This is a genomic window from Actinomadura graeca, from assembly GCF_019175365.1.
Lineage (GTDB): Bacteria > Actinomycetota > Actinomycetes > Streptosporangiales > Streptosporangiaceae > Spirillospora > Spirillospora graeca.
Map to the genome: position 1 here is coordinate 1140358 of NZ_CP059572.1, position 21174 is coordinate 1161531.

The 21174-nt window shown below is 76.1% G+C and carries 15 protein-coding genes; 9 read left to right on the plus strand and 6 right to left on the minus strand.

The window, feature by feature from the left end; all coding sequences use genetic code 11:
• Positions 1–23: 23 nt before the first annotated feature.
• The 4 genes from AGRA3207_RS05385 to AGRA3207_RS05400 all read left to right on the plus strand — a co-directional run bounded on the left by AGRA3207_RS05385 (position 24) and on the right by AGRA3207_RS05400 (position 7752).
• Entirely contained in the window at positions 24–686 is a 663-nt protein-coding gene (locus AGRA3207_RS05385) for a fused DSP-PTPase phosphatase/NAD kinase-like protein (protein WP_231333439.1), read from the plus strand.
• Between the two features lie 250 nt (positions 687–936).
• Positions 937–3885: a helix-turn-helix transcriptional regulator gene (locus AGRA3207_RS05390; RefSeq protein ID WP_231333440.1), complete on the plus strand. Its 2949-nt coding sequence runs from the start codon at positions 937–939 to the stop codon at positions 3883–3885.
• A 239-nt stretch (positions 3886–4124) separates the two neighbouring features.
• Positions 4125–5219, plus strand: a complete 1095-nt coding sequence (locus AGRA3207_RS05395) for an alpha/beta hydrolase (RefSeq protein WP_231333441.1) — start codon at positions 4125–4127, stop codon at positions 5217–5219.
• Between the two features lie 46 nt (positions 5220–5265).
• A complete protein-coding gene (locus AGRA3207_RS05400) occupies positions 5266–7752 on the plus strand; it encodes a GMC oxidoreductase (protein ID WP_231333442.1) in 2487 nt (828 codons plus the stop codon).
• Between the two features lie 97 nt (positions 7753–7849).
• Here the strand turns inward: AGRA3207_RS05400 and AGRA3207_RS05405 are convergent, their stop codons facing one another.
• Positions 7850–11392: an AAA family ATPase gene (locus AGRA3207_RS05405; protein ID WP_231333443.1), complete on the minus strand. Its 3543-nt coding sequence runs from the start codon at positions 11390–11392 to the stop codon at positions 7850–7852.
• Positions 11393–11556: 164 nt separating this feature from the next.
• Between AGRA3207_RS05405 and AGRA3207_RS05410 the strand changes: the two genes are divergently transcribed.
• Entirely contained in the window at positions 11557–11838 is a 282-nt protein-coding gene (locus AGRA3207_RS05410; RefSeq protein WP_231333444.1) for a sigma factor-like helix-turn-helix DNA-binding protein, read from the plus strand.
• Positions 11839–11856: 18 nt separating this feature from the next.
• Here the strand turns inward: AGRA3207_RS05410 and AGRA3207_RS05415 are convergent, their stop codons facing one another.
• Together AGRA3207_RS05415 and AGRA3207_RS05420 are read right to left on the minus strand one after the other, a co-directional pair.
• Entirely contained in the window at positions 11857–12363 is a 507-nt protein-coding gene (locus AGRA3207_RS05415) for a PPOX class F420-dependent oxidoreductase (protein ID WP_231333445.1), read from the minus strand.
• A gap of 89 nt (positions 12364–12452) precedes the next feature.
• Entirely contained in the window at positions 12453–13142 is a 690-nt protein-coding gene (locus AGRA3207_RS05420; protein ID WP_231333446.1) for a nucleotidyl cyclase domain-containing protein, read from the minus strand.
• Positions 13143–13575: 433 nt separating this feature from the next.
• On the opposite strand from AGRA3207_RS05420, the gene AGRA3207_RS05425 reads away from it, so the two are divergent.
• The 3 genes from AGRA3207_RS05425 (at position 13576) to AGRA3207_RS05435 (ending at position 15730) form a co-directional block, all read left to right on the plus strand.
• Positions 13576–14175 carry a sigma-70 family RNA polymerase sigma factor gene (locus AGRA3207_RS05425; protein ID WP_273700008.1) on the plus strand — a complete coding sequence of 200 codons (600 nt, stop codon included), beginning with the start codon at positions 13576–13578 and terminating at the stop codon, positions 14173–14175.
• Entirely contained in the window at positions 14172–14900 is a 729-nt protein-coding gene (locus tag AGRA3207_RS05430) for an anti-sigma factor family protein (RefSeq protein ID WP_231333447.1), read from the plus strand. The genes AGRA3207_RS05425 and AGRA3207_RS05430 overlap by 4 nt, the downstream gene beginning before the upstream one ends.
• A gap of 119 nt (positions 14901–15019) precedes the next feature.
• Positions 15020–15730 (plus strand): hypothetical protein, encoded by a 711-nt coding sequence (locus AGRA3207_RS05435; protein WP_231333448.1) that lies wholly within the window; start codon positions 15020–15022, stop codon positions 15728–15730.
• A 25-nt stretch (positions 15731–15755) separates the two neighbouring features.
• Here the strand turns inward: AGRA3207_RS05435 and AGRA3207_RS05440 are convergent, their stop codons facing one another.
• Entirely contained in the window at positions 15756–16571 is an 816-nt protein-coding gene (locus AGRA3207_RS05440) for an ABC transporter permease (protein ID WP_231333449.1), read from the minus strand.
• The gene (locus tag AGRA3207_RS05445) at positions 16568–17530 is read right to left on the minus strand and encodes an ATP-binding cassette domain-containing protein (protein ID WP_231333450.1); all 963 of its coding nucleotides are present in this window, start codon (positions 17528–17530) and stop codon (positions 16568–16570) included. The genes AGRA3207_RS05440 and AGRA3207_RS05445 overlap by 4 nt, the downstream gene beginning before the upstream one ends.
• Before the next feature lie 93 nt (positions 17531–17623).
• On the opposite strand from AGRA3207_RS05445, the gene AGRA3207_RS05450 reads away from it, so the two are divergent.
• A complete protein-coding gene (locus tag AGRA3207_RS05450; protein WP_231333451.1) occupies positions 17624–18376 on the plus strand; it encodes a TetR/AcrR family transcriptional regulator in 753 nt (250 codons plus the stop codon).
• Between the two features lie 21 nt (positions 18377–18397).
• On the opposite strand, the gene hrpB is transcribed toward AGRA3207_RS05450, so the two are convergent.
• Entirely contained in the window at positions 18398–20920 is a 2523-nt protein-coding gene (gene hrpB, locus AGRA3207_RS05455; protein ID WP_231333452.1) for an ATP-dependent helicase HrpB, read from the minus strand.
• Positions 20921–21174 lie beyond the last annotated feature (254 nt).

Sequence of the window (21174 nt, forward strand, 5' to 3'; positions counted from 1 at the left end):
CGGGCCGCGGTTATGCTCTGCGGATGCGATGGCGCCGGCGGATCCTCGGGTGGTCGCTGATCGGCGGGGCGACGGTCTACGCGCTGGCGTGGATGGGCGTGAGCCTGACGATCCTCGGGATGAGCGGATCCGCCCGGGCGGACGACGCGGCGCGGGCGGGGACGCGCGACGTCCCCGGGATCGGGAAGTTCGCGGTGGTCGACGGGCACCTCTGGCGCGGGGCGGCCCCCACCGGCGACGGGTACCGGTGGCTCGCCTCCCAGGGCGTGCGGACGGTCGTGGACCTGCGCGCGGAGGATCTGCCCGCCGAGGTCCTCGCCCGTCCCGGCCGGGCCGGGCTGACGGTCGTGCGGATCCCGATGCGGGACGGGCAGGCCCCGTCCCCCGCGCAGGTCGAGCGTTTCCTGGCGGAGGTGGGCCGGGCCCGGGGCCCGGTGTTCGTGCACTGCGGCGCGGGCGTCGGGCGGACCGGTGCGATGGCCGCCGCCTACCTCGTCCGGACGGGCCGCGCGGACGCCGCCGCCGCGACGCGGCGCAGCCTCGCGCTCGGCCCTCCCACCCTCGAACAGCTGTCCTTCATGCGCGGGCTCGGCGGCCCGCGGTCGGCGCGCCCGCCCGCGGCGGTGGTGGCGCTGAGCCGCGTCGCCGACTCCCCGCGCCGCTCATGGGCGCGCCTGACCGGCTGAGCCGGCCGGCCGGACGGGGTACGGGGGGTGACGAGCGCGGAACGGTTTACCTCCCCGAGGTTGACATGGGGCGCCCGGCGACGGTTGATAGCTATGAACAACATGGTCACGGGAGAGGCTGGCCTGTAGGGGCCAGGCCGCAGGGATGGGGTGCGTTGTCCCGCCTTATTGACGAATGACCCTATAGGGTAAATCCGGCGGATTCTCAGGTAATGGCGCATCGACCGCCTGTCGCTGTTGGGGTGTGGACATGGAGGGTCGTACGACCCGGCAGGGCACAGCGCCCGGGAACGGCGTTCCCCTGGTCGGACGGCGGTCCGTCCTCCGCGAATTCGAGGAGGCCCTGGACGCCGCCGCGTCCGCCTCCTTCCGTTTCCTGGCCCTGGTCGGGGAGCCGGGCGCGGGCAAGACCCGGCTGCTGAGCGAGCTGTCGGCGGCGGCGGACGCGCGGAAGCTGAGCCTGCTGTCCGGGCGCGCGGCCGAGTTCGAGCAGGAAATGCCGTTCGGCGCCATCGTCGACGCGCTCGACGACCATCTTGAGGACCACTTCCCCGACCTCAATCCGGCGACGGTCCGGCTGCTGGCCCCGGTGTTCCCCGCGCTGTCCACGGTCCTCGGCGACGGCCTGCCCGGCGCGGCGCCCGGCGGCGGCCCGGAGACGACGCCCGTCGCCCGCTACCAGCTGTACCGGGCGGTGCGGCACCTGCTGGAGGAGCTGGCCGCGCCGTCGGGCCTGGTGCTGATCGTCGACGACGTCCACTGGGCCGACGACGCGACGATCGAGCTGCTGGACCATCTCGTCCGGCATCCGCCGCGCGCCCGGGTGCTGATCGCGCTCGCCTACCGCCCGGCGCAGGCGTCGGCGCGGCTCGCCGCGCTGGTGCAGGCGTCGGTGCAGGCGGTGGGCGGGCACCGGCTGTCGGTGGAGCCGCTGACCGAGTCCGAGGTCGCCGAGCTGCTCGGCCCGCAGGTCAGCGGGGCCCGCTGCCGCGAGCTGTACAAGGCGAGCGGCGGCAACCCGTTCTACCTGGAGGCGCTGGCCCGCAGCCGGGAGCCGCTGACCGCCGGCGAGCCAGGCGGCGACCTGCCGCCCGCCGTGCGCGCCGCGCTCCAGCTGGAGCTGAGCGGGCTGTCGCCGAACGCGCTGCTGATCGCGCAGAGCGCGGCGGTGGCGGCCGACGAGTTCCCGCCGCTGCTGGCCGCCGCGGCGGCCGAGGTGGGCGAGGAGACGGCGCTGGCGGCGCTGGACGAGCTGGTCGCCCGCGACATCGTGCGGCCCCGGGCCGAGCGGTTCCGGTTCCGGCATCCGCTCGTCCGGCACGCCGCCTACCGCTCCGCCGCGGCCGGGTGGCGGCTGGCGGCGCACGGCCGGATCGCGGCCTACCTCACCGAGATCGGCGCGCCCGCCGCCGTCCGCGCCCGGCACATCGAGCGGTCGGGGCGGGCCGGCGACAGGGTCGCCATCGCGACGCTGGTGGAGGCGGCGCGCGCGTTCGCCACGCAGGCGCCGGCGACCGCCGCGCACTGGCTGCAGTCGGCGCTGCGGCTGATGCCGGAGACGCGGCCGGAGACGCCGCTGCCCGCGGAGCCCGGCGGTCCCGTCCTGCCGTCGCGGCTGGAGCTGATGATGGAGCTGGCGCAGGTCCAGACCGTCGGCGGCCACCTGACCGAGGGCCGCGAGACCGCGCGCAACGTGCTGAAGATGCTGCCGGAGGACGACTACGAGCGCCGGGCGCGCGCGGCCCGGCTCGCCGCGCTGATGGAGCGGCAGCTCGACCGGCCGCACGAGGCCCGCGCCCTGCTGCTGGACGAGCTGCGCCGCATGCCCGACCCCCGCTCGCCCGCCGCGGTGCCGCTGCGGATGCGGCTGGTCGCCGAGCGGATGATGCGCATCGACTTCCGCGCCGCGCAGGCGGTGCTGGACCTGATGCCCGACGACTCCGAGGACTGGGAGCCCGGCCTGAAGCTCGCGGTCGCCGCGCTGCGCCCGATGCCCGCGCTCGCGGCGGGGCGCATCGAGGACGCGCTGCGGTACCTGGAGGCGGCCGGGGTGCTGGTCGACGCGGCGCCCGACGAGCACCTGGCGGAGTGGATGGACGCCATCGCCTGGCTGTGCTGGGCCTCGACGTTCATGGGCCATTTCCTCAGCGCGGCCGACCGGTTCCAGCGCGCCGTCACCGTCGCGCGCGCGACCGGGCAGCTCTACATCGTGACCAACCTGAGGGCGGGCCAGGCCCGCGCCTACGGGATGCTCGGGCGGCTGGAGGAGGCCGCGGGCGCCGCCGAGGAGGCCGTGGAGGAGGCCCGGCTGCTGAACTCCGGGCAGCAGCTGGTGTTCGCGCTGACCCAGCAGAGCCTCGTGGCGGGCTGGTCGGGCGACGACGACTCGGCGCTGCGGCTCGCCGAGGAGGCCATCGAGATCGGCGCGGGCGTCGGCGAGTGGTGGGGGTCGATGGCCCGCTACGCGCGCGCGATGGCGCTGATCGGCCTCGGCCGGCCCGACGACGCGGCCGGCGCCGTCCAGGCCGCGTTCGGCGGGCCGCTGGACCAGCGGACGCACCTGTCGCTGTGCGAGACGATGGCGGGCCTGGAGGCCGGCCGCGGCCGCGCCGACGAGGCGATGGAGTGGGTCAAGCGCACCGAGGGCTTCGTCATCCCCGGCATGGAGGCCCACAACGCGCTGGCGCACCTGGCCCGGGCGCACGCCCTGCAGCTCACCGACCCGGCGGAGGCCGCGCGGGAGGCCCTCACGGCGGCGGAGATGTTCGAGACGGCCGGGCACCAGATCGAGACCGGCCGCGCCCGGCTGCGCGCCGGCACCGCCTACGCCGAGGCCGACGACCGCGCCGCCGCCCGCGAGCAGCTGCGCACGGCGGCCGGGATCTTCTCCGGCTGCGGCGCGCGGACGCTGCACGCCCAGGCCGTCCGCGAGCAGCGCCGGATCGGCGTGCGGGTGCCGACCAAGGGCGGCCGCAGCTCCGGGCTCCCCGGCGGGCTGTCCAAGCGCGAGTACGAGGTGGCCACGCTGGTCGTCGAGGGGTGCTCCAACTCCCAGATCGCCGAGCGGCTGTTCGTCAGCATCCGCACCGTGGAGACGCACCTGTCGCACATCTTCGCCAAGTTCGGGGTGAACTCGCGCGTCGGCGTGGTGAGCGCGCTGACACGCACCGAGGCCGACGCGGACGGCCAGGGCGGCTGACCGCTTCCCGGATTCGGTCGGCTGAAACGATGTGGACCGTTCGATTCTGTCCTGTTTACGCCACGCGCTACCGGTTCCAGAACCTCTGCCCGACTCCGTGCGTCACAGACGTTACGTATGCCCACGCGGAACCGCTCCGTACCTGCTGACCGGGCTCGGGGGCAAAGTACGGGTTTACCACGATGGCCCGATTAAGCCGGTCACAGCATCATCGTTCCGGAACGACGGAGGTGAAGGACATGACACGGACGATCACGCGTTTCACGCACGAAGGCGTGTCGGACGCCGAAGTATCGGTGCACCCGTTCGCGACGGGGGACGGTCTCGGGCTCAGCCTGACGCGCTTCCTGCGCACGGAGGGCGAGGACGTCGTCCTGCTCGTCCACGGCCTCACCTCCGCGAGCGACGTCTACATCATGCCCGAGCACCGGAACCTGACGAGCCACCTGCTCGACAACGGCTTCGGGGACGTCTGGGCCGTGGACTTCCGGATGAGCGGCCGTTTCCCCTACGACGCCGAGACGCACCGCTACACCCTGGACGACATCGCGCTGTACGACTTCCCGGCCACGCTGAAGGAGCTGCGCAGGCACGTCGGCGACCGCCGGGTGCACGTCATCGCGCACTGCCTGGGCGCGGTGTCGTTCTCGATGAGCCTGTTCGCCGGCGCGGTCGACGGCATCACCACCCTGACCTGCAACAGCGTGTCGCTGACACCGCGGGTGCCGGCCTTCTCGAAGGTGAAGCTGTCCCTCGGGACGTGGCTGCTGGAGTACGTCGTCGGCCTCCCGTTCCTCGACCCGAGGTTCGGCGACGCCCCGTTCCTCACCCGCCCGTGGATGCTCTCGCGCGCGGTGTCGCTCTTCCACGGCGAGTGCAGGGAGCGCGCCTGCCACATGCAGAGCTTCCAGTGGGGCTCGGGCAAGCCGGCGATGTACGAGCACTCCAACCTGCTGCCCGAGACGCACGCGCGGGTCGCCGACATCTGCTCGGCGTCGGGCCTGCACTACTACCGGCACGTCCGCAAGATGGTCTCCTCCGGACGCGCCGTGAAATACGCGCCGGACGACGCGCGCTACGCGGGCCTGCCGCGCGACTACCTGCAGAACGCGGCCGACGTGCGGACGCCCCTGCTGCTGCTCGCCCCCGACCGCAACCGGGTCTTCACCGACTCCAACGTCCACCTCCACAAGATCCTGGAGAGGGCCGCGCCCGGACGCCACGAGCTGGCGGTGCTGCCCGGCTACGGGCACCTCGACCCCCTGATCGGAAAGAACTCCTACATCGACGTCTTCCCGCGCATCGTCGACTTCCTCAAGCGGCACAGCGCATGAGGTCCCGGCGGCGCACTAGCGGAAAGCCCACTGACTGGTGACTGGTATGGAACACGTGGACGCCGTGGTCATCGGCTCCGGATTCGGCGGCTCGGTCGCCGCGTACCGGCTGGCCGAGGCCGGACGGTCGGTCGTGCTCTTGGAGCGCGGCCAGCCGTACCCGCCCGGCAGCTTCCCGCGCTCGCCGCAGCAGATGGGACGCGCGTTCTGGGACCCGGCCGCGGGCCTGTACGGCATGTTCGACGTGTGGTCCTTCAAGGGGTGCGACTCGGTCGTGTCGGCGGGGCTCGGCGGCGGCTCGCTGATCTACGCCAGCGTGCTCCTGCGCAAGGACGAGCGCTGGTTCGTCCACGACGAGCCGCTGCCGGGCGGCGGGTACGAGTCGTGGCCGATCTCGCGCGCCGACCTCGATCCGCACTACGACGTGGTGGAGCGGATGCTCGGCGCGGCCCCCTACCCGCTGGACCGCCCGCCGTTCGACGACACCCCGAAGGCGCACGCGATGCAGGACGCGGCCGCGGAGCTGGGGCTGCAGTGCACGCTGCCGCCGCTCGCGGTGAGCTTCTCCGCCACGCCGGGGGGCGCGCCCGGGCTGAGCCTGCCGATCGCCGATGCCGGGCACCGCAACATCCACGGCGTCGGCCGCCGGACGTGCAAGCTGTGCGGCGAGTGCAACATCGGCTGCAACGAGGGCGCGAAGAACAGCCTCGACCACACCTACCTGTCGGCGGCGGCGCACCACGGCGCCGACATCCGCACCTCCCGCGAGGTGAAGGCGATCCGGCCGCGGCCGGGCGGCGGGTACGAGGTCGACTACGTCCACCACACCGACCTGACCGCGAAGAAGGCCCGCCCGCCGGTGGTGACGATGTCGTGCGACCGGCTGGTCCTGGGCGCCGGCACGTACGGCACGACGTTCCTGCTGCTGAAGTCGCGGAAGGCGTTCCCGGGGCTGAGCCGGGCGCTCGGCACCCGGTTCAGCGGCAACGGCGACCTGCTGACGTTCCTGCTGAAGGCCAAGGACCGCAACCGGGTCCGGCCGCTGGACGCCGCGCGCGGCCCGGTGATCACCAGCGCGATCCGGCTGGCGGACGAGCTGGACGCCGTGCCCGGCGCGGGCCGCGGCGCCTACATCGAGGACGGCGGCTACCCGGGGTTCGCGGACTGGATCATCCAGGGCTTCGACGCCGGGAACGAGATCGAGCGCGCGGTGAAGTTCCTGTGGAACCGGTTCACCGAGTTCTTCAAGGACGCGCCGGACACGAACCTGTCCCAGGAGCTGTCGGACCTGATCGGCGACGGGGCGCTGACGGTCAGCTCGCTGCCGCTGCTCGGCATGGGCCGCGACATCGCGGACGGGCGGCTGCACCTGCGGGAGGGGCGGCTGGCCGCCGACTGGACCTCGCGGACCAGCGAGGAGCACTTCAGGCGCGTCCGCAAGACGATGCAGGGCATCGCGGACGTGCTCGGCGCGGAGTACGCGGACAACCCGATGTGGTTCCGCAAGCGCATCATCACCGTCCATCCGCTGGGCGGGGCGCCGATGGGCGCCACCAAGGACGAGGGCGTCTGCGACGCCTTCGGCGAGGTGTTCGGGTTCCCGGGCCTCTACATCGCCGACGGGGCGGCGATGCCCGGGCCGGTGGGCCCGAATCCCTCGCTCACCATCGCCGCGCAGGCCGATCGCCTGGCCACGCGGCTGCTGGAGGGCGTGCCCGCACGCGGGGGTGCGGGCACGGTGGTCTCCGTCCCCGACGACACGGGGGCCGGGCCGGCCGGGGGGGCCGGCCCGCCTGACGGGGCGGGGGGCGTTCCGGGGAACGGCACGGCGTACGGTCCGCGTTCCGGCGGGGGGACGATCACGCCCCTCCCCCGGAGCGAACCGGTTCCGGAGGGCCGCGGCGGCGTCGGGGGATCGATCGCCGTGGCCCTGGACCGTACGTCGCTGTCGTTCACCGAGGAGATGAAGGGGTTCGTCACCTATGGCGTGACCGATCCGCGGGCGGGGGAACTCGCGGACGAGCGCGTGCGGCTGGCGTTCCGGCTGACGATCACCGCCGAGGACACCGACCGCTTCCTGGCCGAGCCCGAGCACGCCGCGAGGGCCGAGGGATGGATCGACGCCGCTGGCCGCGGGGGCCGGCGTCCCGTCCGGCGGGGCTGGTTCAACCTGTTCGCGCCGGGTGGCGCGGAGGATCGTCGGCTGATGAGGTACCGGCTGTACTTCACCGACGGCGAGAACCGGCCCCGCACCCTGGTCGGCCACAAGAACGTGCTGCACGGCCCGCCGACGCGGATCTGGCCCGACACGTCCACGCTGTACGTCCGGATCCTGCGGGGCCACGTCGGCGAGCACGCCGAGGACGGCGCGGAGGTGCTGGCCGCGGGGGTCCTGCACATCCAGCTCACCGACTTCGCCCGGCAACTGACGACGTTCCGCACGACCGGGCCGGGCGGTGCCGGGAAGCTGGTCAGCTTCGGCAGGTTCTTCGCCGGGGAGCTGTGGGAGGTCTACGGTCCCGACCTCGACTGAGGGGGACCGTCCAGGTTCGTGCGGGCCGAGAGAACTGCGGGGTGCTCTCGGCCCGCACCTTCGTCCGCGGCGGCGCCCGCGTTCAGAGGTGCGTGGCTCAGAGGTAGTGGCCGGGGCCGTCGGCGGCGGGGGCGGCCTCGGCGGCGGCCTCGATGTCGGCGCGGCGCAGCGTCCGGACCGCCTCGCCGTCGGGCGGCCCGTCCTCCGCGCCGCCGGGGGCGGTGATCCGCCGGGCCTGGACGGCGACCGCCCGGTCGAGCAGGTTGCGCATCTCGCGGGCGTTGCCGAACCGGGCGCCTCGGCCGCGGCGGGGCAGCAGCCTGCGGACGGCGGCCAGCGCGCCCGGCGGGACGCGGAACCCGGCGTCGGCGGCCATCGCCGCGAAGATCTCGGTGAGCTCGTCGTCGGTGTAGTCGGGGAAGCGCAGCACCCGCGGGAAGCGGGACGCCAGGCCGGGGTTGCAGGCCAGGAACTCGCGCATCTCCCGGTCGTACCCGGCGACGATCACCACGAGGTCGTGGCGGTGCTCCTCCATCAGCCGCAGCAGCTCGGCGACCGCCTCGGGGCCGAAGTCGGCGCCGGGGGCGTGCAGCGCGTACGCCTCGTCCACGAACAGCACGCCGCCGAGCGCGCTCTCCACGGCGGCCCGCACGCGCGGCGCGGTCTGCCCGACGAACTCGGCGACCAGGTCGGCACGGGAGACCTCGACCAGGTGCCCCGACGACAGCAGCCCCAGCCGGGCGTAGACGTCGGCGAGCAGCCGCGCGACGGTCGTCTTGGCGGTGCCGGGGTTGCCGGTGAAGACCATGTGCCGGGTCGGGCGCGCGGCGGTGATCCCGGCGTCGCGGCGCAGCCGCTCGGTGCGGGCCTCGGCGACCAGCAGCCCGACCTCCTGCTTGACGGCGCCGAGGCCGACGAGCCGGTCGATCTCCGCGAGCGGGTCGTCGGCGGGCTCGACCCGGCCGACGGGCGCGAGGGAGGCGGGGACGTCGTCGGGGACGAGCATGTCCAGCGACTCGTCCTCGTCCGGGCCGGTCATGACGCGCAGCGCCTGCCGGGCGACGGTGCGCTCCAGCAGCGCGGCCATGAGCCGGGCGTTGCCGGGCCGCGCGGCGGGCGGCCCGGACGCGACCAGCTCGCGGACGCGGTCGAGCACGCCCGGCGCGAGCAGGAACCGGTCGGCGGCGGCCCGGGCGGCGAACACCGTGACCAGCTCGGCGTCGCTCAGGTCGGGGAACCGCACGGTGGTCGGGAACAGCCGGGCCAGCGCGGGGCGCGCGGCGAGGAGCCCGCCGTGCCCGGACCCGGGGCCGCTGAGGACGACGACCAGGTCGTCCGGGCAGGACTCGATCGCGGCGGCGAGCGCGTCGGCGGCCTCGGCGTCGCGCGCGGACGCCGCGGGGTCGAGCGGGTCCGCGCAGGCGATCAGCAGCACCCCGCCCGCCGCGCGCTCGAACACGCGGCGGATCTTGGCGGCGCCGTCCCCCGCGTGCGCGCCGACGAGGTCGGCGCGCTCGGCGCGGACCAGGTGCCCGGACGGCAGCACGCCCAGCTCGGCGTACAGGCGGCCGAGGACCCCGGCGACGGTGGACTTGCCCGTGCCGGGGTTCCCGGCGAACGTCAGGTGCCGGGGCCGGGTGTGGGCGGTCATCCCCGCCTCCTTCCGCAGCCGCGCGCCTTTCGCCTCCGCGACCAGGGCGCGGACCTCCCGCTTGACCGAGGCGATGCCGACGCAGGCGGCCAGCTCGGCGAGCGGGTCGGCGGCGGCCGCGCCGGGCAGCGCGGGACGGGCGGGCAGGTCGGCCTCCGTCACCTCGACGCCCGCGCCGGCGGGCGCGCCGGTCCTCCGGCGGGCGCGTTGCAGGCACACCTCCGCCAGGTGCCCGGCCAGCCGGGCGTTGCGCATGTTGAGCTGCGCGGGCGTGCGGACGAGCAGCGCCCCGGCCGCGCGCGCCACCCGCCGCTCGACCCGCCCTCCCCCGGTCCCGACCGCGCGGCGGAACAGCTCGGCGTGGTCCTGCACGCCGAAGTCGGCGGTGCGGGCGATCCGCATCCCGTGGACGAGCGCCGGGTTCGCGGCCAGCAGGCGCTCCTCGCCGCCCGTCCGGCACAGCGCGACGACGTGCAGGCCGGGATGGTCGGCCATGGCCCGGCGCAGTTCCTCCACGACCGCGGGGCCCGCGGCGTCGTAGCCGAGGATCGCGTCCAGGTGGCGGATCACCAGGACGTTCCCGGCCGCCGCGCACTCCCCGACGCGGGCCTGCACCCACAGGACGGCGTCGCTGACGCCGAGGTCGGCGAACACCTGGTCGGACAGGCGCAGCGCGTCGCGGGCCCGGCCGTCGCCGGCGAGCACCCGCTCGACCGCGGCGGCGGCCGTCCGGCGTCCCGACCCCTCCGGCCCGCAGATCAGCAGGCGGACGGGGCGGTGGGCGTCGGCGACCGCGTCGCGCAGGACGCCGGCGAGCGCGGCGGGCCCGAGGATCCCGCCGAACGGGTCGCCACCGGCCACGGCGTCCCCGGGGCCACCGGCGCGCCGCCCGGCGGTGAGCCTCCGGGACAGCGGGTTGGCGACGCGGCGGCGGCCGAACATCCTCCGCAGGTCGAGCTGGAACCCGCGGACGGGCACGCGGCAGTCCGGGCTGGTCGCGGCGTCCGGCAGGCCCTGGACGGCGCCGGTGATCCGGACGGCCATGTCCAGCCAGGCGCGGCAGGCGTCGGCCTCGCCGGCGACGAGCCCGCGGGCCAGCCAGCCGCGCACGTCCCGCTGCCAGCCGCCGATCTCGAAGCCGTCGCGCAGGGCGGCCAGCCGGTCGCGCAGGTTCTCGTAGAGGGCCGCGCCGACCGCGGCGGACATCTGCGGGGGGACGTCGTCGGCGCCCGCCGCGAGCAGCAGCCGCGCGAGCGCGCCGTCCAGGGGCGGGGCGCCGTCGGCGGCGCCGAGCCGCTCGTGCGCGGCGGCGAGCCCGGCGCACGCCCAGCCGAGGTAGCCGACCGGGCCGGCCAGCTCCGGCAGGGCGTCGAGGACCTCCTCCGGTGCGTCGGCGGCCCACGCGTCCTCCAGGAGGCCGTGCGGGACGGCCGCGTCCCGCTCCAGCGGGGACGGGCCGCCGGTGCGCCGCTCGTGCAGCGCGACCAGCGCGCGGCGCCGCCGTTCGAGGGGTTCGAGGCCCTCGAAGACGTCCAGGCACGCCCGTGCCAGCCCGTACATCGCGAGGCGGCGCCCGGGGTCGTCGCCGGCGGGCTCGGGCAGCCACAGCCCGGGCGGCCGCCACCGCCCGCCCTGGGTGAACCACGCGGCGGGGTCGCGGACGGCCGGCTCCGGCGCGGCGAGGAAGCCCGACAGCAGCTCGTAGTCGACGTCGCCGCGCGACCCGCCCCGCACGGCGGACGCGCCGAGCAGGAACGTCAGCAGCGACCACTGCTCGGCTCCGGCGACGCCGGTCCCGGGATCGTAGAAGTCGCTGAGCGGCCGCGCCAGGACGAGCGCGCGCGGGTCGCCGCCGAGCTCCCTCGCCCGCTCGCGCAGCCGCTCGTACAGGCCGGAGGGCACCCTCCACGGGCCCTCGGCGTACACGTCGAGCACGGGTTCGTCGGTCAGGAGCACCTCCAGGTGCTCCGGCAGCCGGGACACGCCCACCGGACATCCTCCCGCCACAGGGGATCGGCCTCCGCCGGACTACCAATGCCCGCCCGCGCGGAACGCCACTCCCCCGGGTGCGCCGTCTGCGCCTCGCGACTCATCGCGGGCGGGCCGTTCCGGTCACGCTCGAAGGACCGCGCCCCCGACATCCGGGAGGTCCGATGCATTCGCCCGACGCCTCCGCCCGCCGTGTGGCGCCGCCGCGCGGGCGGCCGGCGGGACCGGACCCGGCCGCCGGCGCGCCGCGCGCGCCGGGCACCGCGCCGTGCCCCGTGCCGGACCCGGTGCCGGAGGACGAGTGGCTGCGCCGGCTGCGTCCCCGCGAGCGCCTGGTCATGGAACTCGTCCTGCACGAGCACACGCCGGAGCAGATCGCCGAGTTCCTGGGCGTGCCGCCCGCGGCCGTCCGGGAGGTGATGGCGCGGGCCCGCGGGCGCCGGTGACGGCCCGCCCGTCGCCGGTCAGTCCCGGGCCTGCCCGTACAGCCGTTCGACGTGCAGGCGAACGACGAGACGGCCGTCGGCGACCATGACGCGGCGGTAGTCGTCCCAGTCGGGGTGGTCGCCGCGGATGTCGCGGTACACCTCGACGAGCTCCTCGACGGCGGCGTCGGCGGGGTCGGCGGCGACCTCCGACAGCTCCGCGGTGCCCTCGGCGACCACCCACGACCAGCCGTCCGGCGAGCTGACGTGCAGGCTGGCCCGGGGATCGCGGCGCAGGTTGCGGGCCTTGGCCCGGTCGGCGGTGACCGACACCCGGACGAGCCGGCGGCCCGCGTCGAAGTGGTAGTTGACGTTGGACAGCTGGGGCCGCCCGTCGCGCTTGAGGGTGGCCAGCACCCCGAGGTCCCGCCCGGCCAGCAGCCTCGCCAGCGCGGTGTCACCCGTGTCACCCGTGTCGGTGTTGTGCGCGTTGCCCGTGTTGGCCGTGTTCTCCGTCTTGCTCGCGTTATCGGCGTTGGCCGTCATCGTCCGCCTCCATCGAGTGTCGCCCGTCAGGAGGGGTCAACCCCGCGGACGCCCGGCGGCTTCCCCTTCCCGGCGGCGGGCACCGGCCGCTACCGCGCCACCAGCGCCGGGAAGTCGAAGACCCGGGCGTCGGCGGCGGGCCGGTCCTCCGGCCCGCCGCGCTCTCCTCCGCCCGCGTCACCGTCCCGGGCGATCCGCCCGGTGTGGATGTACCCGCGGAACACCGCGCCCTTCGCGGTGACCTTGATCGGCTGGAACGCCCTCGGGGACAGCGCGCAGAACCCGGTCTGCACGACGTCCTCGAACAGCGAGTCCGACACGACGTAGGCCAGGTCGCGGTGCGCGTCCTCGGCCAGCAGCCGCCGCAGCGGCCCCGCGTCCAGCAGCCGCTGGACGACGATGGGCGCGTCTCCGGCCGGCCCGAACGGCCCGGCCATCAGCGTGCCGTGGTGCAGCGCGAGCCGCACCCGCAGCCGGCCGCGACCTCCGGCCGCCTCGCCGTTGACCTCCCGGAGCGCCTCGGCGAGGCCGATCGCGAAGTCGCCGGCCACCGGCGCCGGATCGACGCCTTCGGGCAGGGTCGCCAGTTCCCCGTCCCCGCCCACCTGCTTGTCCCACTGCGCGCGGTCCAGGCCGACACCGCGCGCGGCCCGGTCCAGCGCGTCCGACAGCTGGCGCTGCGCGAGCAACTGCTCCCGCACGTCCCGCTTGCTGTATCCCTGGATGTCCACCGCCAGAAGGAGCCGGTAGACCAGCTGATGTTGCCCGTTTCCCGTCACTCCCGATCCGCCCCTCGGTCGTCCACCGAGCAAAGAGGGCCGGTTGCCCACATTCGCTCCACATGTGGAGTGAGTGTTGCTTGGTGGAGGACTTCCGTGAGGTTAGACGAGTGACGCCGGGTGCACTCCCTCCTTATCCGGTGTACCGCCGATGGACGCGTGCCCCGGGCGTCCGCACCGGCCGTTCCGTCCGGGCGCCCTCATGGACGCCAACTCTGACGCCGCCTCGGCGGCACCGGCGCCCGGAGTAAGGAACTAGTGGCGAACAAGTAAGTGATCAATCGGATCGACGACGGCGGACGGCCTGATCTCCGGTTCCGCGGATCCTCATTGAACCGCGCGGCCCCGCCCCGCCGTACTGCCCACCAACGTGACACCTGGCTCACGGTCACCGCGCAGTCCGTCCCCGCCCCCGCACCAGCCGGAGACACCGATGGCCCGTAGATCACCGGCCGCAGCGCCGGCCGCCCGCGAGCAACCCCCCTCGCCGTGGAGCTGGTTCCGCGGGCAGCCGCCCGCGGGGGGCGTGGACGACCAGGTGATCGTGACGGAGCTGTACCGGGTGTACGGGCGGCCGCTGCTGTCGTTCGTGCTCCGCCTCACCGGCGGCGACCGGCACTGGGCCGAGGACGTGGTGCAGGAGACCATGATCCGGGCATGGCGCAGCGCCCACCAGCTCGATGAGAACGCGGCGTCGCTGCTGCCCTGGCTGGCGACGGTCGCGCGCCGGATCGTCATCGACGACCAGCGCCGCAAGAACGCGCGGCCGCAGGAGGCGGGCGAGGGCCCGCTGGAGAACCTGCGCGTGCCCGACGGGTTGGAGGACCTCCTGCGCTCGGTCGTCGTCTCCGAAGCCCTCCTCGCGCTGTCCCCCGCACACCGCGAGATCCTCAACGAGACCTTCTTCCGGGACCGTTCCGTCAACGAGGCCGCCAAGCATCTCGGCATCCCCGTGGGCACGGTGAAGTCCCGGGTCTACTACGCGCTCCGGGCGCTGCGCGTCGCCCTGGAGGAGAGGGGCGTGACGCCATGAGCGCGGAACTGCTGCACATCGACGTCGGCGCCTACGCCCTCGGGCTGCTGGAGGAGCGCGACCGGCGCGCGTTCGAGGCGCACCTGCCGGCCTGCGCGTCCTGCCAGGAGGAGCTCGGCGCGCTGCGCGGGATCGCGGCCACGCTGGACGGGATCGCGCCGATCGCCGATCCGTCGGTGCCGCCGCCCGCGCCGCCCGCGCCCGCCGTGGTGTCGGACCTGCTGCGCCACCGTGCCCGCCGCGAGCGCAAGCGGCGCACGGGACGGGCGCTGGCCGGGCTGGCCGCCGGGATCGTCCTGCTGGGCGGGGCGCTGGGCACCGGGTTCACGCTCGGCGCCGACCGCGGCGGCGGCACCACCGCCGCGCCGCCGCCGGACGGCATGGAGGCGCTGTTCCAGAACGGGCAGCGGCTCACCGCCGGCAACGCCGGGACCGGCGTGTCGGGGACGGTGGCGATGGAGCCGAGGATGTGGGGCAGCCGGGTCGGGCTGCTGCTGACCAGGGTCAAGGGACCGCTGGAATGCCAGCTCGTCGCCGTGGACGGGGCGGGCCGCCCGCACACCGTCGCCGGCTGGTCCGTCCCCGCCAAGGGGTACGGGCTGCCCGGGTCCCCCATGCGGCAGCTCATGCTGCAGGGCGGGACGGCCCTCAAGCCCGGCGACATCAGCCGCTTCGAGGTCCGCACGATGGGCGACGGCCGCGCGATCCTGACCGTGCCCGCCTGAGGCGTCCCGCCCAGCACCACCCGGCCAGGGGCAGTGCCGCGCGCGGCGCGCCGCCCGTCCGGCCGCACCGGCCCGGCGGCGCGCCGCGTCCCGCCGTGGGCGTCCCCTAGCCTGGGACGGTGAGCGCGACCCGACCGGCCCCCGGACCTCCGCTGATGCTGCCCGGCCTCCGTGAGGTCTACGACGCCTACGTGCGGGAGGCGGCCGCCCTGCCCGCGCTGCCGGACGCGCTGCGGGCGGAGGTGTGGACCTCGGAGCGGCTCGGGACCCTGGAGGCCGCGGCGCCGCACGCGCGGGCGCGCCGCGCGGCGCTCGGCGACCTGGTCGTCCGCCTGCGGGCGGCGGCGACGCCGGGCGCGCGGGCGTTCCTGCGGGCGCTGGCGGCGATCGGCCCGCCGGAGACCCGCCGCGCGGCGGGACGGGCTGCGGACGCGCTCGGCGGCGTCCCGCCCGCGCCGTGGGAGGCGTCGCTCGGCCGTGTCGCCCCCGGCGGGGTCTGGCTGATCCAGGAAGGGCCGCTGGACGGGGACCGGCTGGTCTGCGAGTTCCGCCATGAGGGGCAGGGCCCGGCCGGGACGCACGCGCTGGCCGTCCGGCTGACGCACGGCGGCGTCCTCTCCGAGGTCGTGGTCGTCGGCGACGTCCCGGCGCTCATGGCGGCGGCCCGGCAGGCGGTGGCGGCGGAGCTGTGCACCGTCCAGCCGTACGGCGCGGCGGTGGCCGGGGCGAGGCTCCGCGCCGCGCTGGACGGCCCGGAGGCCCCGCCCGGGGCGTGCTACCCGGCGCTGGCCCTCGCCCGCCACCGCGCCGCGCTCCTCCCGTCCGCCTGAGACGCCCGTCCCAGGCGGGACCCGTTCACCGGCCCATGGTGCGGTAGCGGCGCGCGGCGAGGGGGAAGAACACCGCCGTGATCAGCAGCGGCCAGGCCACGGCCATCAGGACGCCGTGCTGCGCCGCCCACGACCCGCCCGTGGCCGCCGGGTCGCCGAACAGCCCGCGGCAGGCGGTGACGGTCGCCGACATCGGGTTCCACTCGGCGATCGCGCCGAGCCATCCCGGCATGGTCCCGGGCGCGACGAGGGCGCTGGACAGGAACCCGATCGGCCACACCAGGATCTGGACGGTGACGACCGACTCCGGCCCCTTGGCGACCAGCCCCAGGTAGACGCCCACCCAGACGAGCGCGAACCGCAGGAGCAGCAGCAGCCCGAGCCCGGCCAGCGCCTTCGCGGGGCCCTCGTGCGCGCGCCAGCCGATGAGCAGGCCGCAGACGGCCATGACCGCCAGCGCGGCGGCCGAGTGCAGCATGTCGGCGGCGCCGCGCCCGGCGATGACCGCCGACGGCGCGGTCGGCATGGAGCGGAACCGGTCGGTCACGCCCTTGGCGGCGTCCCCGGCGACGGCGGCGAAGGTGGTCTCCACGCCGAACACCATCGTCATCGCGAACATGCCGGGCACGATGAACTCCCGGTAGCGCCCGCCGCCGGGCACGTCCATCTGGCCGCCGAACAGGTAGCCCATCATCAGCACGACCATCACCGGGAACAGCAGCCCGACGACGACGTCGCCGGGACTGCGGGCCCAGTGCGCGAGGGCGCGGACGGTCAGGGTCCGGCTGTCGGCGACGGCCCAGCGGAGCCGTCCGGCCGGGGTCTCCGGCAGGGTCGTCATGCGGGCACCTCCGTGGTCGCGTTCCCGGTGAGGTGCAGGAACACCTCGTCCAGCGTGGGCCGGCGCAGCCCGACGTCGGCGACGCGCACGCCCGCGGCGTCCAGTTCCCGGACGGCCGTGGTGAGCGCGGCGGCGCGGTCGGCCGCGGGCGCGCCCACCCGCAGCGCCCCGGCGTCGACGTCCGCCTCGGCCCCGGCGGCGCGGGAGACGATCGCCGCGGCCACCGGCAGCGCGGCCGGGTCCTGCACGACGACCTCGACGCGGTCGCCGCCGAGCCGGGCCTTGAGCCGGTCGGGGGCGCCCTCGGCGATGACGCGGCCGCGGTCGATCACCGAGACCGCGTCGGCGAGGCGGTCGGCCTCCTCCAGGTACTGGGTGGTGAGCAGGACGGTCGTCCCGCCGGCGACCAGGGCGCGGACCTCGTCCCACACCTCGGCGCGGGCGCGGGGGTCCAGGCCGGTGGTCGGCTCGTCCAGGAACAGCACGGGCGGCGCGAGGATCATCGACGCGGCCAGGTCGAGGCGCCGCCGCATCCCGCCGGAGTACCCCCCGGCGGGACGCCCGGCGGCCTCGGTGAGCCGGAACCGTTCGAGCAGCTCGTCGGCCCGCCTGCGGGCGGCGCGCGCGCCGAGGTGGTAGAGGCGGCCGAACATGACGAGGTTCTGCCGCCCGCTGAGCACCTCGTCCACCGCGGCGTGCTGCCCGACGAGGCCGACCCGGGTCCGGACCCGGGCGGCGCCGCGCACCACGTCGTGCCCGGCGACGCTGGCGGTGCCGCCGTCGGGGCGGGTCAGGGTGGTCAGGACGCGGACGGCGGTCGTCTTGCCGGCGCCGTTGGGGCCGAGCAGCCCGTGCACCGTCCCGGCGGGCACCCGCAGGTCGAGCCCGGCGAGGGCGTCGGTGTCGCCGTAGCGCTTGCGCAGCCCCTCGGCCACGACCGCGAAGACTGGTTCGCTCATGGGTCTCCCATAACTCCGTACGCTATACGGATTTACCATCATGGCGACTATAACGTACGGAGTACGGAGTTTCATCCCTGGGAGGATGCGACGGTGACGACCGAGTTCAGCGGGACCGGCGACCCCAAGCGCAGCCTGGAGCTGCTGTGGGGCGTCCAGGACAGGCCCCGGCGCGGCCCGAAGCCCCGCCTCAGCGTGGACGCCATCGTCCGGGCCGCGGTCGGTATCGCCGACGCCGAGGGCCTGGACGCGCTGTCCATGCGCCGCATCGCCGACGAGCTCGGCGTCGCCACGATGTCGATCTACACCTACGTGCCGGGCAAGGCCGAGCTGATCGACGTGATGCTGGACCGCGCCGTCGGCGGGCTGACCCCGCCGTCCGCCCCGTCCTGGCGGGCCCGGCTGGAGCACATCGCCCGCGACAACTGGGCGCTGTTCCACCGCCACCCGTGGATGCTCCAAGTCGCCGTCGCGCGCCCGCCGATGGGCCCGAACATGCTCGCCAAGTACGAGTACGAGCTGCGGGCCATCGAGGGCGTCGGGCTCACCGACCTGGAGATGGACGCGGTCGTCGCGCTGGTCACCGGCTTCGCCGAGAGCGCCGCGCGCGTGTCGGTGAACGCCGCCGAGGCCGAGCGGCGCAGCGGCGTCAGCGACCTGGAGTGGTGGGAGGCCACCGCGCCGCTGCTGGAGCGGCTCATCGACCCGGCCGACTACCCGGTCGGCGGCCGGGTCGGCACCGCCGCGGGCCAGGAGTACAACGCCGCCGTCGCCCCGGACCGGGCCTTCGAGTTCGGCCTGGCGCGCATCCTGGACGGCATCGAGACGCTGATCGCCTCCCGCTGACCCGCCTCCCCCCGACCGCCGTCAACCGCGCCGGGGGTCACCGCGGCGGGGGTCCTCGGGCCAGGCGTGCCGGGGGTAGCGGCCCCGCAGCTCCGCCCGGACGGCCCGGTACCCCTCGCCCCAGAAGGACGCCAGGTCGGAGGTCACCGCCGCGGGCCGTCCCGCCGGGGACAGCAGGTGCACCACCAGCGGCACCCGCCCGCCCGCGAGCCGGGGCGCCTCGTCCCAGCCGAACAGCTCCTGCACCCGCGCCGCGAGGACGGGCCGCTCCCCCGCGTAGTCCACCCGGATCCGGGCCCCGGACGGCACCCGCACCCGTTCGGGCGCCAGCTCGTCCAGCCGCGCCGCGGCCTCCCACGGCAGCAGCCCCCGCAGCAGCGCCGCGACGTCCACCCGCGCGAGGTCGGCCCGCCGCCGCGCCCCGCCGAGCCGTTCCGGGAGCCGCTCCAGCAGCGCCGCGTCGTCCACCGCGGGCCAGGGCGCGCCCAGCGCGCCGTGCAGGAACGCCAGCCGCCGCCGCAGCGCGACGGCTCCCGGCGTCCAGGTCAGCAGCCCGAGCCCCTCGGCGCGCACGCCCTCCAGCAGCGCCGCCCGCACGAGCCCCGGGCCGGGGTCCCGCAGCGGCCGCGCCCCCAGCTCGATCGCGCCGAGCCGCTCGACGTGCCGCGCGACCACGTCCCCGTCCCGCCAGACGACCTCCTCGCCCGCCTCCAGCAGCGCGGCCGCCGCCGACCGGGCCACGTCCTCGTCGATCACCACCGCCTGCCGCACCCGCGCCGACGCGTTCCCGGCCGGGCGGTCGGCCGCCGCGATCGCCAGCCACTCCGGACGCGCCCCGGCCAGCGCCGACCCGTCCGCGAGCACCGCCCCGGTCCCCGACGCCATCAGATACCCCCCGCCCGGACGCGCCCGCGCCACCCGCTCCGGGAACGCCAGCGCCACCACGGCCCCCGCCACGAGGTCGTCCCCCGCCTTCCGGGCGGGACCCCCGCCCGGCTCCCGGCCGGAGACGGCCTCCAGGGCCGTGCGGAGGCGGCGGGTCTCCTCGTGCCAGCGGGCGGCGTGGGGGCCTTCGGGGCGGCCGGGGCGGCGGAGGGCGCGCCAGGTGGCGGTGAGGTCGTCGCCGGACGCCCGGGGCGGCGGCTCCGACAGCAGCGCGACGATCTGGGCGGCGTCGCGGGGGCCCACCTCGCGGGCGCCGTCGATCAGGGCGCGGGCCAGGCGGGGGTGGACGCCGACGCGGGCGAGGGCGCGGCCCCGGGCGGTGACGCGGCCGCCGTGGACGGCGCCGAGCGCGCCGAGGGTGGCGCGGGCGGCGTCCAGGGCGGCGGCGGGCGGGGGGTCGGGCAGGGCGAGGCCGCTCGCCGCGGGATCGCCCCAGCACGCGGCCTGGAGGGCGAAGGAGGTGAGGTCGGCCAGCTCGATCTCGGGGCGCGGGCGGGCGGGGAGGCGGTCGTGCCCGGCCTCGTCCCAGCAGCGGTAGACGGTGCCGGGGGCCTCGCGCCCGGCGCGTCCGGCGCGCTGCCCGGCGGTGGCGCGGGACGCGCGGACGGTGGTCAGCGACCCCAGGCCGCGGGCGTGGTCGGTGCGCGGCTCGCGCGCCAGGCCCGCGTCGACGACGACGCGCACCCCCGGGACGGTGAGGCTCGACTCGGCGACGGAGGTGGCGAGGACGACGCGGCGGCCCGCGGCGGGGGCGAGCACCGCGTCCTGGATGGCGGGCGGCGCCTGCCCGTGGATCCGCAGGACCTCCGCGGGGACGCCGTCCAGCAGCCCCGCGACGCGGGCGATCTCCCCCACGCCCGGCAGGAAGCACAGGACGTCGCCGTCCCGTTCATCGAGCGCGCGGCGGACGGTCCCGGCGACGTGGGCGAGGAACGCCGGGTCCACGCGCGTGCCGTGGGGCGGCGGGACGGGACGGGGCGGCGGCGCCCACACCGTCGCGACGGGGTGCAGGGCGGCCTCGGTCTCCACGACCGGCGCCGGGCCGGAGGCTCCGCCGAGCAGCCGCGCCCACGGGCCGGTGTCGGCGGTGGCGGACGCCGCGACCAGCCGCAGCGCGGGGCGCAGCGTGGCGCGCACGTCGAGCAGGAAGGCCAGCGCGGTGTCGGCGTCCAGGTGGCGCTCGTGGCACTCGTCCAGGATCACGGTGCCGACGTCGGCGATCTCGGGGTCGGACTGGAGGCGCTGGAGCAGCACGCCGGTGGTGACGACGTCGACGCGGGAGCCGGGGCGGGCCTCGCCGCGGACGGCGACGCCGACGCGGCCGCCCACCCGCTCGCCGAGCAGCCAGGCCATCCGGCGGGCCGCGGCGCGGGCGGCGAGGCGGCGCGGCTCCAGGACGAGGACCTTGCCGTCGGCGGGCGGGCCGCCGAGGGCCAGTCCCGCGAGGGCCAGGGGGACGAGGGTGGTCTTGCCCGTCCCCGGCGGGGCGGCGAGGACGGCCGCGCCGTGACCGGTGAGCGCCGCGCGCAGGGCGGGGACGGCGCGGCGGACGGGCAGGCCCTCCGCGTCCGGCAGGCGCGGGGAGCGGGTGTGCTGCATCACCCCAGTGTGGCGGCAGTGGTCACTACCGCGCCCGCCAGGTGATCGTCCATGTGAGAAATGCCACCGGCGTGAACAACGCGGTGCGGGTTACGGTGATAGTTGCATCGAGCATTTCGTCCATTCCTCTAGAACGTTCTAAGAGCATCCCCGGAATTTGCCCGGCCAATCCTCACGAAAGGCCAGGTAAGCAGCACCTTCGACCCTCGAAGTTGCCATGCGGACTGACTTCTCTCACCAAGGTAAGTGTGGCG